General features: G+C 46.3%; 14 protein-coding genes. 10 read left to right on the top strand and 4 right to left on the bottom strand.

From position 1 onward, the window contains the following. The first annotated feature begins 318 nt into the window (after positions 1-318). The 9 genes from VN23_RS09380 (at position 319) to VN23_RS09340 (ending at position 11,130) form a co-directional block, all read left to right on the top strand. Positions 319-2,466, top strand: a complete 2,148-nt coding sequence (locus VN23_RS09380; RefSeq protein WP_046352663.1) for a peptidase domain-containing ABC transporter — start codon at positions 319-321, stop codon at positions 2,464-2,466. Then, positions 2,439-3,791, top strand: a complete 1,353-nt coding sequence (locus VN23_RS09375; RefSeq protein WP_046352664.1) for an HlyD family type I secretion periplasmic adaptor subunit — start codon at positions 2,439-2,441, stop codon at positions 3,789-3,791. The genes VN23_RS09380 and VN23_RS09375 overlap by 28 nt, the downstream gene beginning before the upstream one ends. 43 nt (positions 3,792-3,834) lie before the next feature. Beyond that, positions 3,835-5,718, top strand: a complete 1,884-nt coding sequence (locus VN23_RS09370; RefSeq protein WP_046352665.1) for an O-linked N-acetylglucosamine transferase, SPINDLY family protein — start codon at positions 3,835-3,837, stop codon at positions 5,716-5,718. Positions 5,719-5,773: 55 nt separating this feature from the next. Further along, on the top strand, positions 5,774-6,271 hold the full coding sequence (locus VN23_RS09365; protein WP_046352666.1) for a methyltransferase domain-containing protein: 498 nt from the start codon (positions 5,774-5,776) through the stop codon (positions 6,269-6,271). Positions 6,272-6,381: 110 nt separating this feature from the next. After that, the gene (locus VN23_RS09360) at positions 6,382-7,239 is read left to right on the top strand and encodes a class I SAM-dependent methyltransferase (RefSeq protein WP_046352667.1); all 858 of its coding nucleotides are present in this window, start codon (positions 6,382-6,384) and stop codon (positions 7,237-7,239) included. A 22-nt stretch (positions 7,240-7,261) separates the two neighbouring features. Then, positions 7,262-8,122, top strand: coding sequence for a class I SAM-dependent methyltransferase (locus VN23_RS09355; RefSeq protein ID WP_052746671.1), 861 nt, complete (start codon positions 7,262-7,264; stop codon positions 8,120-8,122). A gap of 36 nt (positions 8,123-8,158) precedes the next feature. Continuing rightward, complete coding sequence (locus tag VN23_RS09350) at positions 8,159-9,115, top strand: UDP-glucuronic acid decarboxylase family protein (RefSeq protein ID WP_046352668.1); 957 nt, start codon at positions 8,159-8,161, stop codon at positions 9,113-9,115. Positions 9,116-9,243: 128 nt separating this feature from the next. Further along, positions 9,244-10,356, top strand: coding sequence for a hypothetical protein (locus VN23_RS09345; RefSeq protein ID WP_052746672.1), 1,113 nt, complete (start codon positions 9,244-9,246; stop codon positions 10,354-10,356). A 9-nt stretch (positions 10,357-10,365) separates the two neighbouring features. After that, on the top strand, positions 10,366-11,130 hold the full coding sequence (locus VN23_RS09340) for a DUF5672 family protein (RefSeq protein ID WP_046352669.1): 765 nt from the start codon (positions 10,366-10,368) through the stop codon (positions 11,128-11,130). On the opposite strand, the gene VN23_RS09335 is transcribed toward VN23_RS09340, so the two are convergent. Both VN23_RS09335 and phnF read right to left on the bottom strand, forming a co-directional pair. Further along, positions 11,127-11,891: an NUDIX hydrolase gene (locus VN23_RS09335; RefSeq protein ID WP_052746673.1), complete on the bottom strand. Its 765-nt coding sequence runs from the start codon at positions 11,889-11,891 to the stop codon at positions 11,127-11,129. The two genes, VN23_RS09340 and VN23_RS09335, sit on opposite strands and share 4 nt — an antisense overlap. A gap of 8 nt (positions 11,892-11,899) precedes the next feature. Further along, positions 11,900-12,622, bottom strand: a complete 723-nt coding sequence (gene phnF / locus VN23_RS09330) for a phosphonate metabolism transcriptional regulator PhnF (protein WP_046352671.1) — start codon at positions 12,620-12,622, stop codon at positions 11,900-11,902. Between the two features lie 163 nt (positions 12,623-12,785). On the opposite strand from phnF, the gene VN23_RS09325 reads away from it, so the two are divergent. After that, a complete protein-coding gene (locus VN23_RS09325; protein ID WP_046352672.1) occupies positions 12,786-14,303 on the top strand; it encodes a fumarate hydratase in 1,518 nt (505 codons plus the stop codon). A 272-nt stretch (positions 14,304-14,575) separates the two neighbouring features. On the opposite strand, the gene VN23_RS09320 is transcribed toward VN23_RS09325, so the two are convergent. Beyond that, positions 14,576-15,724 (bottom strand): site-specific integrase, encoded by a 1,149-nt coding sequence (locus VN23_RS09320; RefSeq protein ID WP_046352673.1) that lies wholly within the window; start codon positions 15,722-15,724, stop codon positions 14,576-14,578. After that, positions 15,703-15,900 (bottom strand): excisionase, encoded by a 198-nt coding sequence (locus tag VN23_RS09315; protein ID WP_046352674.1) that lies wholly within the window; start codon positions 15,898-15,900, stop codon positions 15,703-15,705. Before VN23_RS09315 ends, VN23_RS09320 begins: the two co-directional genes overlap by 22 nt. Between the last annotated feature and the right edge of the window lie 220 nt (positions 15,901-16,120).

Here is a 16,120-nt window from a genome sequence, read left to right as displayed (position 1 = left end):
GTTCGCTGCTAAAAAACGGGCAAGGCCGCAATGGTCCTGCCCGTTTTTTTATGTGGATTAATATTTTTATTTGTATCTGTTGCTAAATATTTAATGGCGCTAAAAATAAAGGCTATGCCGCATTTGCTACGTTATACTGATTAAGACGCTATAAGTATTAATATAAAAACTCCTTGCATATCGCTACGTCTTTTATGGTGCCCGCAGCGCGGGCCTTTAAAGCGTACTTTGCAGGAAAAACGCGTTTAGCGCCTTTATGATAAAAATAACGATATCTTCGTTTGATTGGCCCATTTTATATAAAGACACCCTTTTATAATGTCAGAAAAGCCACTGCATACTGTGATCCAATGTTTGGCAGCCATTGCTCAGCATCATGGTTTACAGATTAATCCTGAGCGTTTGATTGATGAATATGCTTTGGGTAATGAAGAACCCGGTAATCCTGTTTTATTACGTATTGCCAATGATATTGGCCTAAAGGCTAGAAGCGATAAGCTCACCTGGGCAGGCTTAATTGCTCAAGGTGGGGTGTTTCCACTGATTGCCCGCACGGCATTTGATCATGCTGTGATTGTGGTGGGGGTTCGCTCTGATGGCGAGGAAGGGGTGAAAGTTGCCCTGATCGATCCGATGGCCAGCCAATCTGCGGTGATATTGGAAGACGAGGCCACATTTTGTAATCGCTGGGCTGGTGAGGTGTTTTTTGCCAAGCGAGAGCATAAGCTGGCAGACCCTGATCAACCCTTTGGATTAACCTGGTTTCTTCCGGAAATTGCCAAGCAAAAAAGTGCTTTTCGCGATATTTTTATTGCCGCGATTGTGATGCAGTTTTTATCGCTTGCGTCGCCGATTTTCTTTCAGCTGGTGATTGATAAAGTGCTGACTCACCAAAGCCTGTCTACACTTTGGGTGCTTGCCGCAGGGATTGTGCTGGCGCTTTTATTTGATACTGCATTTGGTTTTTTACGCCAGATTCTGACTTTAGCCGCAACCAATAAAATAGATATGCGGCTTACCCGGCGTGTATTTGGGCATTTACTTTCTTTACCGATTGACTATTTTGAAAGCAATTCGGCCGGTGTGGTTTCCCGGCATATGCAGCAGCTGGAGAAAATTCGTAGTTTTCTTACTGGCCGATTGTTTTTTACTGCGCTTGATTTGATGTCATTGCTTATTTTCTTGCCTATTTTATTTTCGTATTCGGGCAAATTATCAATGATTGTTTTGTTGTTTGCCGCTTTGATTACCTGTGTGGTTGCGGCAATGGTGCCGACCTATCAGCGCCGCTTAAATAGTCTTTATTCTGCCGAAGGCCAGCGGCAAGCCATGATGGTCGAAACTATTCACGGTATGCGCACGGTAAAAGCGCTGGCGATTGAGCCAAAACAGCGCCGCACTTGGGATCAGCTTTCGGCTGAAGCCATTACCTTACATTTTAAAGTGGGGCAGATTTCGATTATTGGTAATGCAATTACTGATTTTCTAGGCAAACTCTTGCCGGTGGTGGTGATTGTGATTGGTGCTCAGGATGTGTTTGATCAAACGCTGACAGTGGGTGCGCTGATTGCATTTCAAATGATGTCTAGCCGGGTGGTGCAGCCCTTGATTGCCATTGTTGGTTTGGTAAATGAATACCAAGAAACCGCGCTATCGGTGCGAATGATGGGTGAGGTGATGAATCGCCCATCAGAAGGCCGGGTTGGGGCAGGCGGTTTACGGCCGCAGCTGGTCGGTGAAATTGTGTTTGATGAAGTGAGTTTTCGCTACCCCGGTGCCACTGCCACGGCTTTAAATAGCGCCAGTTTTACGATTCCTTCTGGTGCGGTGGTGGGGATTGTGGGGCGCAGTGGCTCGGGTAAAACCACGGTGACCAAGCTTATTCAAGGTCTTTATCCTTTGCAGGGCGGGATTGTTCGCTTTGATGGCATGGACGCGCGTGAAATTGAATTGCCGCATTTACGTCGGCAAATTGGCGTTGTATTGCAGGAGAACTTTTTGTTCCGTGGCACGGTGCGGCAAAATTTAATTGTGACCAAGCCCGATGCCTCATTTGAAGAAATTGTAGCCGCAGCAGAAGCCGCTGGCGCAGACGAGTTTATCGAGCGTATGCCGCAGGGCTACGACACCATGCTGGAAGAAAACGCATCTAATTTATCCGGCGGGCAAAAGCAGCGTTTATCGATTGCACGCTCGCTGCTTGCAAAGCCCCGTATTTTGATACTGGATGAAGCAGCCAGCGCGCTGGACCCAGAAAGCGAAGCGATTTTTATCCGCAACCTATCCAAAATTGCGGTGGGGCGAACGGTGATCATGATTTCTCACCGCCTCTCTACCTTGGTGAATGCACACACTATTCTGGTGATGCAGCAGGGCCAACTGATGGATAGCGGCCGCCATGAAGAACTCTTAACCCGCTGCGAGACATACCAACATCTATGGCATCAGCAAACAAGCCACCTGTAGAAAAGAAAGGCAAAAAGGATTCAGCTGCGGTTGATTTTTTGCCTGATGCCGATGAAATCGAGCAGAGGCAGCTGCCGTTTTATGTGCGCAGCACCATGCTGGTTTTATTGCTCTCCTTTGTTAGTTTTTTGCTATGGGCCAATTTTTCTGAAGTAGAGCAAGTGGTGGTGGCGCAGGGGCGTCTGGTTAATCCTTCCCCCAATATTGTGGTTCAGCCTTTTGAAACATCGATTATTCAGCGTATTGAAGTGCGCGTTGGCCAAGTGGTGCGCAAAGGGCAATTGCTGGCCACGCTTGATCCTACTTTTGCCCAGGCGGATGACGCCCAGCTGCGCTCCCGTTTACAAAGTCTGGAAACGCAAATTGCGAGCTTGCAATCCGAGCTGAGCGGTAAAGCCAGAAGTAATGCCAATACCGATGCAGATACGATTTTGCAGGCGCAAATTTTAGGTGAGCGGCAAGCTAATTTTCGGGCACAAGCCGCCAAAATAGATCAGAATCTCGCCCGCTTAGGCGCGTCGCTGCAATCGAACCGCCATGATTTTCAAGTGTTATCTAAGCGGCTTAAATCGATGGTTGAAATTGAATCGATGCAGGAAAAAGCGGTTGTACAGCAATACGATTCCAAGCTGCGCCTGCTGGAGGTAAGAGACAGGCGTTTAGAAATCGAGCGTGATTTAGGCCTAGTGCAAAATAAAGAGTACGAAATATTAAAAGAGCAGGGCGCTTTACAGGCCGAGAAAATGGCCTTTTCCAAAGGCTGGCGGCAAAAAGTAATGGAAGACATGCTGGCGGCCACGCGGGAGCGCGATGGCTTGAATGAGCAATTACAAAAATCAGATAAACGCAGAAAAATGGTTTCGCTGGTTTCTCCTGTGGATGCGGTTGTGCTGGATATTGCTAAGTTGTCACAAGGCTCTATTTTAAAAGAAGCAGAGCAAATGTTTACGCTGGTTCCTTTGGGCGCTGTGCTTGAGGTCGAGGCAAAAATTGATTCACTGGATATTGGCTATATTAAAGAAGGCGATCCGGTGCATATGAAATTAGATGCTTTTCCTTTTCAAAAGCACGGCATGCTGGAAGGAAAAGTGCGCACCATCAGTGAAGATTCATTTCGCAATGAAACCGCCCCACGTGGTGCAGATGCTTTTTATATTACCCATATCAATTTAGGGCCGAATAAACTAAAAATGATGACGGGGAAATCGCGTTTATTACCTGGCATGACGGTTTCTGCAGAAATTGTAGTGGGTAAACGATCGGTGATTTCCTATCTGATCTGGCCGCTGACTAAGGCGATGGAAGAAGCAATCAGAGAGCCTTAATGATGTATTTCGCTTTATTGATCTTGCTAAAAAGAGCATAAAAATGCCTGTTGCTGATAAATTGATCCATGCGATTGAATTACAAAATCAAGGTGAGATAGCCGCTGCAGGCAAGTTATTTATTGAGATTCTCGATGAAGATCCAAACAATGCCGCTGCGCTTTATTCTCTGGGTTTAATTGCGCTTAATTCGGGCGATCAGCCGCTGGCATTGCAATTAAGCGGGCGCGGAATCGCTGCGGCCCCAAAATTTGCACCGCTCAGGTATTTATATGGCTCTGTCTTACAAAGTATGGGTAATAGGGAGGATGCATTAAAAAGCTTTGATCTTGCTTTAGAGATGCAGCCTGATGATGTCAGTGTATTACTGAATAGCGGTGTATTACTCAGAAGCATGTACCGGCATTTGGAAGCGCTGGAAAGATTTCAGCAGATATTAAGAATTAATCCAGATCACGTGGCAGCCTTAGGCAATAGCGGTATTTTGCTAACCGAATTCAAGCAGAGCGAGCAGGCCATTGCTATTTTTGAGCGGCTTATTCAACTTGATCCTACGTATAACTATGGTTTGGGCTTATTGTTTTACGAGCGCATGCATATTTGCGACTGGACAGACTTTGATGTGATGACCCAGCGCATTGTTGAGGGAATCAGAAAAGGCGAGCGCACTTGTAAATCGCTGGCCTTTATGTCGGCCTCTGATAATGCGGCCGATCATTTATTGGCAGCTAAAATATTTGCCGATCAATACTGCCCTAAAAACGCTAAATCACTGTGGCTGGGTGAGCGATATCGGCATAAAAAAATTAAATTGGCTTATCTATCCCCCGATTTGCGTGAGCACCCTGTTGGCCATTTAATGGCGGGTGTATTTGAGCATCATGATCAATCCCGTTTTGAAACGATTGCGATTTCGTTGGGTATTGATGATGAAAGCCGCTTACGCGCGCGGATGATTAAAGCATTTGATCAATTTATTGATGTGCGGGATATGGGTTCGGAGCAAGTAGCGCAAATGCTGCGCGATATGGAAGTTGACATCATCGTTGATTTAGGTGGCTATACGTCGGATACCCGCAGCGATATTCTGGCCTTTAGGCCTGCCCCTATTCAAGTGAATTACCTAGGCTACCCCGGCACAATGGGCGCTGATTATATTGATTATATTATTGCCGATCGCTATATCATTCCGCCCGAGCAGCAGCAGTATTACACCGAAAAAGTGGTTTACCTGCCAGATACTTATCTGCCTACTGATAGTAGCGTGCAAATTTCTGATCGTACCCCCACACGCAGTGAGTGCGGCTTGCCTGATAGCGGCATTGTGTTTTGCTCTTTTAGCCACGATTACAAAATATCGCCCACCGTATTTGATGTGTGGATGCGGCTGCTTACACAAGTGCCGGGCAGCGTGCTATGGCTGATGTCGCGTGGCGACGCATCACAACGTAATTTACGTAAAGAAGCTGAGGCAAGAGGTGTGAATCCTGATCGGCTGGTGTTTGCCAGCCGGGTGCCGCTGGTAGAAGACCATCTGGCACGCTACCGGCAGGCAGATCTCTTTTTAGATACTCATCCTTACAATGCCCACACTACCGCCGCCGATGCGCTGATGGCTGGCCTGCCTGTGGTAACTTATATGGGGAATTCCTTCCCATCTCGAGTAGCGGGCAGCGTGCTCAATGCCATGGGCGTGCCAGAGCTGATTACCGATTCTTTAGCTGCATATGAGGCGCTGGCGCTGCAATTGGCAACTGAGCCTGCACGATTGGCTGCCTTTAAAGCCCGAATTAGGGCCAACAAAGCCAGCTTTGCTTTGTTTGATACTGAAAGGCTTTGCCTTAATCTGGAGAGTGCTTACATCTCGATGTGGAGGACTCAAGAGCTTGGCGCATTTAATGATGAACTAGGGCTGTCAATTAAATGACATCAGCCCATGCAGATCCTATAGTGAAAGAATACGCGCAAGCAAAGGGGAGAATATGACACGAAGTTTAGATCTGGGCTGCGGGCCTGCACCCAAAAATCCATTTAATGCCGATGAATTATTCGGAATTGATGTGAGGGAGGATTTAGATGCCAATATAAAACGCGCAGATCTGGTGATTGAGCCTATTCCCTTTGAAAGCGATTATTTTGAATACGTAACCGCGCATGATTTTTTAGAACATATCCCCCGAATTATTTACGCGCCACATCGCAGAAATGCCTTTGTTGAATTAATGAACGAGATTTATCGGGTGCTTAAAGTAGGCGGGCAGTTTTTATCGTTTACCCCTGCCTATCCTCACCCCGAAGCTTTTCGCGATCCAACCCACGTTAATATTATTACCGATCAAACATTTCAAGCCTATTTTGATAATGTAAATCGCTGGGCCGCAGGTTATGGGTTTAATGGCGCATTTGAAATTAAATTACAGGAATGGCGCGGCCCACATTTGCTCACTGTTTTACAAAAAGTAGAGCTGCCAAGTCAATAATTATTAATGTTTTCTATGTGTTAATGGGGGCATAAATATAGCTGGGATTGCTTGGATGTTTATTCGTATTTGTGATCTTTAAATAAGACTCATCTTTTTAAGGGGGCTGTATGGATGCAGAAAAAACGAAGGCCTTACAAGAAGAGTTTGGACTCAGCTATCATATAAATTATGCTGCCTTTGCTCAAGAAATCATTGGATTTAAAGGTAAACGAGTATTAGAAGTTGGAGGAAGTTTGCCTCCAAGGCTAGTATTAGAAGAGCTTGGGGCCGCGCAATGGACTGCGCTTGAGGAGCTGGATTACTGGGCGGAAACATTAAGCACAGGTTATGTTTTAGGCACTCCTCCAGTAGAAAATAATGAAAAAGTATTACTTGCTCAGGCTGAGCCGCATCTTTTAAATAAACCCTATAATATTTTCTATGGGCATATCGAAGATTTACCCGCAGCAATGGAATCCCAGTTTGATTTGATATTCTCTATCGCGGCATTTGAGCATATTGCCCGTTTGCCGTTGGCATTAGAAAAAATGAAGTTGGCCTTGGCACCAGGCGGAAAATTATTTTCAATGTTTGCCCCCATCTGGTCTTCTTATAATGGCCATCATTTACCTGAAGTTGTGGATGCAGCAGGGGAGCATTGGAGTTTTGGCAACTCGCCTGTTCCCCCTTGGGGACATTTACTGTTTAGGCCCATAGAATTGTATGATCTGCTTTGCTCTAAAATGGATCAGGAAACAGCAAAAGAAATTGTATATTTTGTTTATAACTCCCCGCATATCAATCGTTTTTTCCTTGATGATTATATTGAAATGGTTGAACGCAGCGGCTTTGTTATACAGCAAGCCCAGCCTATTTTTGAAATCGTTGTGCCTGAGCAGGTTAAAACACAATTGCAAGCACGCTACCCAGGTAGAAAAGACTTTGGGCATAGTGGCATTTTATTTGTTTTAGAAAAAAAGCAATAAACCATATAAGGCGCCCATAACGATGTCGATGAATGAAATTCATGAAAAACATTGGTCTGAGTTTATGGCTGATTCACATCATCGCACCCTGTATGACTCGTGGTGGACACCCGGCACGGTGAATTATTGGCGGCATACACGCTTGCTTTCTCCTGTGCTAGAAGTATTAGCCAGTTTAAAGAACCATTCTTGGCTTACGGTAGGGGATGGTGCGGGCACCGATGCTTGGCGTTTATTGCAAGCAGGTTTTCGTGAAGTCATGGCCAGTGATTTAGACGATACCGTTTTAAAGCAAACCAAGGCCGCAGGGCATATTGCTGATTTCTGTATAGAAAATGCAGAAGCTTTAAGTTTTGCAGATGATTCATTTGATTTTGTTTTATGCAAAGAAGCGTTACACCATATGAGCCGCCCCTATGCGGCTATTTATGAGTTCTTTCGCGTAGCTCGCTATGGCATCGTTATTATTGAGCCGCAAGACCCCTGGCTTGATTTCCCTAGCCGCTCAGATGCAACCAGCCCACATTATGAATCTGTAGGCAATTATGTTTATCAATACTCAAGCCGAGAGCTAGAGAAAATTGCCTATGGCTTAAATATCAGAGGGATAGCGACTAAGCATATGGTGGATGTTTATATTCCTGATTGTGAATTTGCTTTTTGCACAGAAGGTGATCGTATCTGGGAGGAAACACAGGCAAAAACCGCTGAAGCCGATCTGGCCGTGAGCCAGGGCATGGTAAAGCCCAATTATGTGCAGGCAGTATTTTTTAAAAACACGGTGGCTGCAGAGCTATTTGATTTACTTGCCGTGCAAAACCCCGGCTGGCGTTTTTTAAGAACAGATACCAATCCCTATTTAAATGGGCAAAGCGCGGGCTAATCGTGCATCAAATAAATCGCTAAATAGGGGCTGGTTATGAATAAAGTATTAGTAACGGGTGGCGCAGGTTTTTTAGGATCTCACCTATGTGATCGATTAATTGCCCGTGGTGATGATGTGCTGTGCGTAGATAATTTTTATACGGGTAGCAAAAGAAATGTTGCCCATTTATTTACCCACCCTCATTTTGAAATGATGCGTCATGATGTGACTTTCCCTCTTTATGTGGAAGTGAATCAGATTTTTAATTTAGCTTGCCCTGCCAGCCCGGTGCATTATCAGCGTGATCCGGTGCAAACCACTAAAACCAGCGTGCATGGTGCAATTAATATGCTGGGGCTGGCTAAAAGAGTGAAAGCGCGTATTTTGCAAGCCTCCACTAGCGAAGTATATGGCGACCCGGAAGTCCATCCTCAGCCAGAAGCCTATTGGGGCAGAGTTAATCCAATTGGTATTCGTAGCTGTTATGACGAAGGAAAACGCTGTGCAGAAACTTTATTTTTTGATTATCACCGCCAGCATAAGCTAGATATTAAAGTGATTCGTATTTTTAATACCTATGGCCCAAGAATGCATCCGAATGATGGGCGGGTAGTGAGCAATTTTATTGTTCAAGCATTAAAGGGCGAAGATATTACGATTTTTGGCGATGGGCAGCAAACACGTAGCTTTTGTTATGTGGATGATTTAATTGAAGCCATGCTGCGCATGATGGAAGGGCCTGCTGATTTTACGGGGCCAGTGAATGTGGGTAATCCTAGCGAATTTACCATGTTGGCCCTGGCCGAAACGGTATTACGCCTTACGCATTCAAAATCTAAATTAATTTATAAGCCTCTGCCTACAGATGATCCACGTCAGCGTAAGCCTGATATTGATTTGGTTAAAGAAAAATTAGATTGGGTGCCGCAGGTTTCATTAGAAGATGGCTTAAAAGAAACCATTGCTTATTTTAAGAAAGAAATCGCCGATAACGATGCAAAAATTTATTGATGATAAGTACTTATGCAAAAGTTTTCTAGCAAGGCGTACCGACGCAGACAGTGTGTGTAATACGGCGAGGAGGTATAAGGACGCTGGGGCGCTTTTGTGTAATCATTTATAACTTAAAAGGCTAAAAATTGAACCCAATTGCGCAATTATTTGCTGGCATCGCTAATCCTGATTTACCTGCCCAGCAGGTCAGTGAATATATGCGCTTTGCGCAGAGCGATAGCTTTTTTTATTTGGCGGCCGCTAAAGCGGCACGGATTAGCCAAATTAAGGCTAGCTTTGCTCAGAGTGGCTTTAATCAGATTTATTTAAGTGCTAATTTAGCCGGATTTTCATGCGCGATTGATGGGCTAAAAGTGAATATTCTGCCTAAAGATTTTTTTATTGCAGCAGATGCACTATCCTTTGCAGCCAAACAGGCGCAGTTGGCGGGTTGTATTGTCATTATTAATAATAATGATGTAGGTACCCCAGCGCTTAAGGCGGCGTATGCGAGTTTTTTTGAAACATGCACAAGTAGTTGCTTTATTGCATGGGATTGGGATAACCATCATTGGCTGGATGTCAGCACTTTTTTAGCTGCGCATACCGATATTTATGCACCAGCTCATCATGAGAATTTATATTTATTAAGCCGTTATAACTGGCTGATCGCCGGCCCTGTGTATTGCTCATCGGTGCAATGGTCTAGTGTTTTTTTAAAAGAAAATTTATCTTATATTCTAAGCGCAGATAGATCAGAAGCTCCGCTGGGTATGCATATTCCTTATGCGCAGTTTAGTTTTAGAATTCAGATGATATCCACATTAAATAAGCATTATCCTTCCATTGGTTTTAGCAGCCATTCATTTCACGAGCGCGGCCCGCTTGATCGCCTAAAAGAATGGACAGCACATACCGCGCACTGGATTGCACCGGTATTAAATGATGTGCCGATCCGTATTTTTGATGCGCTGATTACTGGCGGTATTCCAATTGTGCCGGCCTCATTGCAATTCTTGCCGCCAGTTGCTTTAATTCCACGCGAGCATATTGTGTTTTATTCCCCCGCCGATATTATTGATCCTCAGGCGGTTGTGGCCCGTGCCAATACTTTATTTAAAAAAGGGGGAGAAGAGGGGCGTTTGGCTCGTCATCAATTAGCGCTTAAGCAGTTTCATGGCGATTATAGTGTACGGCAAATGCTGAGCTTTGCTGCCGAAACGCTGGATATTTATTTTCCTGGCACGATTAATCATTAGGATGATTTAATGAGCGATCCATTAATTGTTTTGATCCCACTTTATAAAAGTAGCTTGTCTGCTATTGAAGAATATTCTTTAGATGTTTCTTTACGCTCTTTAGCAAACAGGCAAGCTTTTTTTATTGCCCCAAATTCTCTTGTCTGTGATTATTATCGCGCTCGATACCCTTTGCTTGGTTTTGTTTTTTTTACAGATGATTGCTTTGCCAGCATTGCTGCTTATAATCGATTGCTACTTAGTAGCTCTTTTTATGAGCGCTTTGCAAACTTTGATTTTATTTTAATCTTACAAACAGATGCCATCGTTTTACGTGATGATTTAGATATATGGATGAGAAAGCCTTTCGATTATATTGGTGCGCCTTGGCCGGATGGTAATGAGTTATTTGTGAATCTTGGCCGGTTTGAGGGCGAGTTTGGTAAGGTGATTAAGGTCTATGTGGGGAACGGGGGCTTAAGCCTGCGCAGAACACATAAATGTATTGCTTTATTAAGTGAATTCCCAGATGCCATTGCTGTATTTTTAAAAACGGGATCTAGTGAGGATTTGTTTTTTTCTTATATGGGGGCTTTGTCTGCCGATTTTATTATCCCTAATGAAATTACCGCTTCTTTGTTTTCTATGGAATTAAAGCCCGCTTATTATTACCAAGTAAACGGCGGTATTGTGCCTATGGGTGGGCATGCTTGGTGGAAATATGATGCGGCATTCTGGAAAGCCTTCCTGCCGCCATCGGCACTTTTGGATGATTTAGACCTTAACGTAGATTAACGCCGTGCTTGTTGTTCCAAAAACGCCTGCGTGACCACCGTCGCATCTAGCGTCATTCTTGGCAAAATCGCCTCGATTTGCTCAAAACTATGGCGCTGAAAGCCTGCTACTTCGCCGTCGGTATTTTTAGGCACAAAATCATCGGGTAGCTGTAAATCGTAGGTGTAGATGATTTCGTCGTGCCAGCCATCGGCCTCGGGGCGTGTGGTGCGCAGGCTGCCGCTAGAGACGGCTTGGCTCGCAAGCTGGGCGGGGATGCCCGCTTCCTCGGCCAGCTCTCTAATCACACAATCCCAGACGTTTTCACCCGCCGAGATGCCGCCTGCGGCGAGGTTATCGAGCTTATTAGGATCGATGGCTTTATTGCTGGCGCGCTGGGCAATCCAGAGTTCACCCTTAGTTGTATACCCATTGATATGTACGGCGCGACTGGTGAGGCCAAAGCGGCGAAAGGCGGCGCGTTCCAGCTCAAATAGCGGCTGGGCCAAATCTAAATTACCCGCTGCATCGCTTGCAAATACCGTATAGCGCTCCTTACGCCAGCCGCTAATCCACCCTGCATCCCGCATCTTGATTGCGGCGTGTTCCAGCAGCGCTTCAAGTTTTTTTGCATCGAGGTTTGCGTTGATACAGATTGCTTTGTCGCTAATCTCTATTGCAGCTGGCCCCAGTGCGGCCTGCAAAAACGGTAGGCTGGCGTCTTCCATCCAGCCTAAGGTGTGGCCAAGGGCAATAAATCGGCGTAAGGGCTTGGGTGTCATGGATATCTTTAAAATGTTTCTGCTTCTAAATAAATTTGCACCGCATCGCCGGTGAAATGGGTAATGCCATATTCAATAATCTGGCTGTCTGCATCACTGTAAACGCTTTCTACGCAAAGAAGCGGCTGAAATTTGGTTTGCGATAATAGTTGTGCCTGGCCGCTTTCTGGCAGGCGAGCGCTGATTCGCGATGATTTGCGCTGGCAAAGGTCAATTCCAAATGCTTTAAGCGCTAAATTGGTGTTGGGTTGGCTACAGTAGAAAGCTTCAAAGCCCTGAAAGCGCGGCAGGGGGAAATACTGGTGGCAAACGCCCACCACTCGATCATCCACAATATCCAGCGCCTCGATATGCAAAACATGGCTGTCTGCGGCAATGCCAAGTTGAAGACAAATATCTTGATTGGCGGGCTCGGTCTTCGTTTGCAGCACCCGGCTTTGCCCCGCTAATTGTTGCTTTTGTAAGCTATGCGAAAAACGTGTGCGGCGGCCAAGCTGGTAATCAATCATTTCTTCTTGCACAAAGGTGCCACGGCCTTGCTCAATTCTGACTAAGCCGCGTGATTCAAGCGCTTGCAATGCGCGCCGGATAGTATGGCGGTTGACGGCAAACTGCGTTGCCAGCTCGGTTTCATTGGGCATGCGATCGCGCAGGATTTTATTGCTAATATCGCGTGCCAGTGAATCTTCAATTTGTCGCCAGAGGGCAACGCCAGAGTGACGATCAAGCATAGTATGGTCTGTAGTGTAAGAGTAATAAAAGCTATTGTAATTGAACTCTGTTGCAACTAGATGATATTGATCTAAACGTTGAGCTGGCTGTTTGCGCCAATATTGTCTAGCTCGCTCATGCGCTACAATTGGGGCATCCTATAAAACCACTGGGAGCCAGAAGATGACAACAATACGCCAGCAAGACTTAATCGATAGCATTAGTGATAGTTTGCAATACATCAGCTATTACCACCCTAAGGATTACATCCAGGCTTTAGGCGTGGCCTATGAAAAAGAAGAATCCCCCGCTGCAAAAGACGCTATTGCGCAAATTCTGACTAATAGCCGCATGTGTGCCGAAGGCCACCGCCCCATTTGCCAAGATACTGGCATCGTCACCTGTTTTGTGCGCGTCGGCATGAATGTGCAATGGCGCGATGCGACGATGAGCCTTACCGATATGATTAACGAAGGTGTGCGCCGCGCTTATCTGCACCCGGATAACAAGCTGCGTGCATCTATCTTGCAAGACCCGGCGGGCAAGCGCCAAAATACCAAAGACAATACGCCAGCTGTGATCCATTACGAGATCGTGGAAGGCAATACGGTAGAAATCGATATCGCAGCCAAAGGCGGCGGCTCGGAAAATAAATCTAAATTCGCCATGCTCAATCCATCGGATTCGATTGTGGATTGGGTGCTCAAAACGGTGCCCCAGATGGGCGCAGGCTGGTGTCCGCCGGGTATGCTGGGAATTGGGATTGGTGGCACGGCAGAAAAAGCCATGGTGATGGCCAAAGAAGCGCTGATGGAAGAAATTGACATCCATGAGCTAATCGAGCGCGGTGCACAAACCCGAGCTGAAGAGCTGCGTATTGAGCTATACGAAAAAGTAAACGCGCTGGGTATTGGCGCGCAGGGCTTGGGTGGCCTCTCCACCGTGCTGGATGTAAAAATCAAAGACTACCCAACCCACGCCGCCAGCTTGCCGATCGCTATGATTCCAAACTGCGCCGCCACCCGCCATGTGCATTTCACTTTGGATGGTAGCGGCCCGGCCGTACTGGAAACGCCGAAGCTGGAAGACTGGCCCGATGTAACGTGGACACCATCGGCAGAATCGATCCGCATTGATCTGAACACCGTAACCCGTGAGGACGTTGCTAGCTGGAAGCCCGGCCAAACGCTGCTCTTAAACGGCAAAATGCTCACCGGCCGCGATGCCGCGCACAAGCGCATGGTGGATATGCTGAATAAAGGCGAAAAACTGCCGGTTGATTTCACTGGCCGTTTTATCTACTACGTTGGCCCGGTAGATCCAGTGCGGGATGAAATCGTTGGCCCGGCAGGCCCGACCACCGCCACGCGTATGGATAAGTTTACCGAACAAGTGCTGGCCGAAACGGGCCTCTTAGGCATGATTGGCAAGGCAGAGCGCGGCCCGGCGGGGCTGGAAGCGATTAAGAAGCACAAGTCCGTTTATTTAATGGCCGTAGGCGGCGCAGCCTATCTGGTTTCCAAAGCCATCAAAGCTAGTCGCGTGGTCGGCTTTGCTGATCTGGGTATGGAGGCCATTTACGAGTTCGACGTGGTGGATATGCCGGTGACCGTAGCGGTCGATTCGCAAGGCATCTCCGTACACGCCACCGCACCCAAAATTTGGCAAGCCAAAATCGGCAAAATCCCAGTCGTGGGTTAAGACAGATGCAGTGAGCGCTAACAAAACCCACCTTGTGTGGGTTTTGTTTTATCTGGGGGGGCGATAGACGTAAAAAAACCCTGACAAGTCAGGGTTTCATTGGGCTTCTTGGCGGAGAGAGGGGGATTCGAACCCCCGATAGGCTATTAACCTATTGCACGGGGTTTGTAGGGGTATGTACGGGCTTCAAAGCCTTATTTTACGTCCCTATAAACCCCTTAAAGCCCCTAAATTATCCCCGAGATTATCCCTGAAGCAATAAGCTGTATTTTTTAGGCTGCCATAGAGCGCTTAATTTCCTCTTCCAGCTTTGCCATTTCGCGATCATCATCATCGCTGCTAATCCACTTTGCGTATACAGTAAAAAACATGCGCTGGCTGTGCCCTAGCTGCTTGGCCAAGAAGCCCGGCTTAGCACCGCTCATTAGCCCGATAGTGGCGTATGTATGGCGCATGTTATATGGTCGCCGGTAACGAATCCCTAAAGCTTTTAATGTGATCTGCCAGAAGTTGCGCACGTCCGTAATCTTTGCATAGGCCCATGGCTGGTTTGTTTTTGGGTCGTGGAATATGTGCGCCCCCTGTAGAAACGTGAAAGCTTTTTGTCTATTGAGCGCTTCTAATGCTTTGCTGGTTAATTTGACAATGCGCGATTCAAATGTTTTTGTTGAGTCGCTTTCTTCGTCATAAACATTACCGCCCTCAATGAGTACTTCCCGTTTTTGAAAATCAATACTTTCCCAGCGCAAAGCCAAAGTTTCTGATGTTCGCAACCCGGTAAAAAAAGTAAATTGAACGATGTTTAATATTTGTTCCGGGCGATGCTCGCCTATGTATTGAAGGATGCTATTTACTTCGCTTAAATCAAAAGGGTCTGGTCTCGGGGATTGATAAGCCGCCCTTTCAATTTCGTCACATGGGTTTTCTTTGATTATTTTGTCGCGCACGGCAAAGGTGAATACGCCTTTGATCATCGATAGCTCATTATTCCGGCTTTTCCCGCTCGACCATGACCCGCTGTTGAGCACTTCTAAAATATCCGAATAGCGAATGAGGTCAATTGGGATGTTTTTTAGCCCCGTCTTCCAGAAGCTATTTATGCGTGTTGTGTATTGGCTTTTTGTTGAAGATTTAACGTCGTGCAGTTGCAGCCACTTATCCATGACGTCAAATAGCAAAGGAGCTGTACTGCCCGATGTTGCATGAGGAGAGTGCGGAAAGTAAGTCGCGTAATCAAACACGCCCGCCGTGATTTTTAATCTAATCTCGGCTGCCAATCTTCGGGCGTATTTGATGTTTGCTGGCGTAGGGGAGAGAGGTGCATTATCAAAATAAAGTGTTTCTTTGCGCTGTTTGCCCATGTACGAGAACAGTATTCGTATACTTCGCTCGCGGAGCTCTACTCCGTTTGCTGCACCCATTTGTAGTATTCCTGTAGATTCATTGTTAAGCGACCATCAGGGGCTTTGCAGTAATGCTGCCCTTGCCGCCAAACCCCATCTTCGATCTTTCGCCTAATTGCTTTTTCTGTATAGCCGGTTATGGCGCTAAAGGCAGGAATCAGCATCCATTCGGCCTGAACCACTATATTACTCATGTCTTGCTCCTGCTGGCATTAAAAAGCCCCGCATCGCAGGGCTAAGGGTTAAATTTTGTGGTTGCTCCTGTATTCACTAAAAAGATGCCCGGCAAACATACCGACAATGAATATGAACAATGTAAATGCTGCTACTTCAAGCTGATCGGCTGCCATTCTAAGTTCCTTGCTTGATTAATCGACTCTAAAAAGCCCTGCATGGCAGGGCTTGGTGGTGGAT

Source organism: Janthinobacterium sp. B9-8 (assembly GCF_000969645.2).
Classification (GTDB): Bacteria; Pseudomonadota; Gammaproteobacteria; order Burkholderiales; family Chitinibacteraceae; genus Iodobacter.
Note: the sequence above shows the minus strand (reverse complement) of the source record. Positions and strands in the feature narration are given on the sequence as shown.

Coding starts and splice junctions, on each gene's coding strand:
- VN23_RS09340 (WP_046352669.1), top strand. CDS start 10,366: ATGAGCGATCCATTAATTGTTTTGATCCCACTTTATAAAAGTAGCTTG.
- VN23_RS09335 (WP_052746673.1), bottom strand. CDS start 11,891: ATGACACCCAAGCCCTTACGCCGATTTATTGCCCTTGGCCACACCTTA.
- VN23_RS09360 (WP_046352667.1), top strand. CDS start 6,382: ATGGATGCAGAAAAAACGAAGGCCTTACAAGAAGAGTTTGGACTCAGC.
- VN23_RS09315 (WP_046352674.1), bottom strand. CDS start 15,900: ATGAGTAATATAGTGGTTCAGGCCGAATGGATGCTGATTCCTGCCTTT.
- VN23_RS09375 (WP_046352664.1), top strand. CDS start 2,439: ATGGCATCAGCAAACAAGCCACCTGTAGAAAAGAAAGGCAAAAAGGAT.
- VN23_RS09325 (WP_046352672.1), top strand. CDS start 12,786: ATGACAACAATACGCCAGCAAGACTTAATCGATAGCATTAGTGATAGT.
- VN23_RS09320 (WP_046352673.1), bottom strand. CDS start 15,724: ATGGGTGCAGCAAACGGAGTAGAGCTCCGCGAGCGAAGTATACGAATA.
- VN23_RS09370 (WP_046352665.1), top strand. CDS start 3,835: ATGCCTGTTGCTGATAAATTGATCCATGCGATTGAATTACAAAATCAA.
- phnF (WP_046352671.1), bottom strand. CDS start 12,622: ATGCTTGATCGTCACTCTGGCGTTGCCCTCTGGCGACAAATTGAAGAT.
- VN23_RS09380 (WP_046352663.1), top strand. CDS start 319: ATGTCAGAAAAGCCACTGCATACTGTGATCCAATGTTTGGCAGCCATT.
- VN23_RS09350 (WP_046352668.1), top strand. CDS start 8,159: ATGAATAAAGTATTAGTAACGGGTGGCGCAGGTTTTTTAGGATCTCAC.
- VN23_RS09365 (WP_046352666.1), top strand. CDS start 5,774: ATGACACGAAGTTTAGATCTGGGCTGCGGGCCTGCACCCAAAAATCCA.
- VN23_RS09355 (WP_052746671.1), top strand. CDS start 7,262: ATGTCGATGAATGAAATTCATGAAAAACATTGGTCTGAGTTTATGGCT.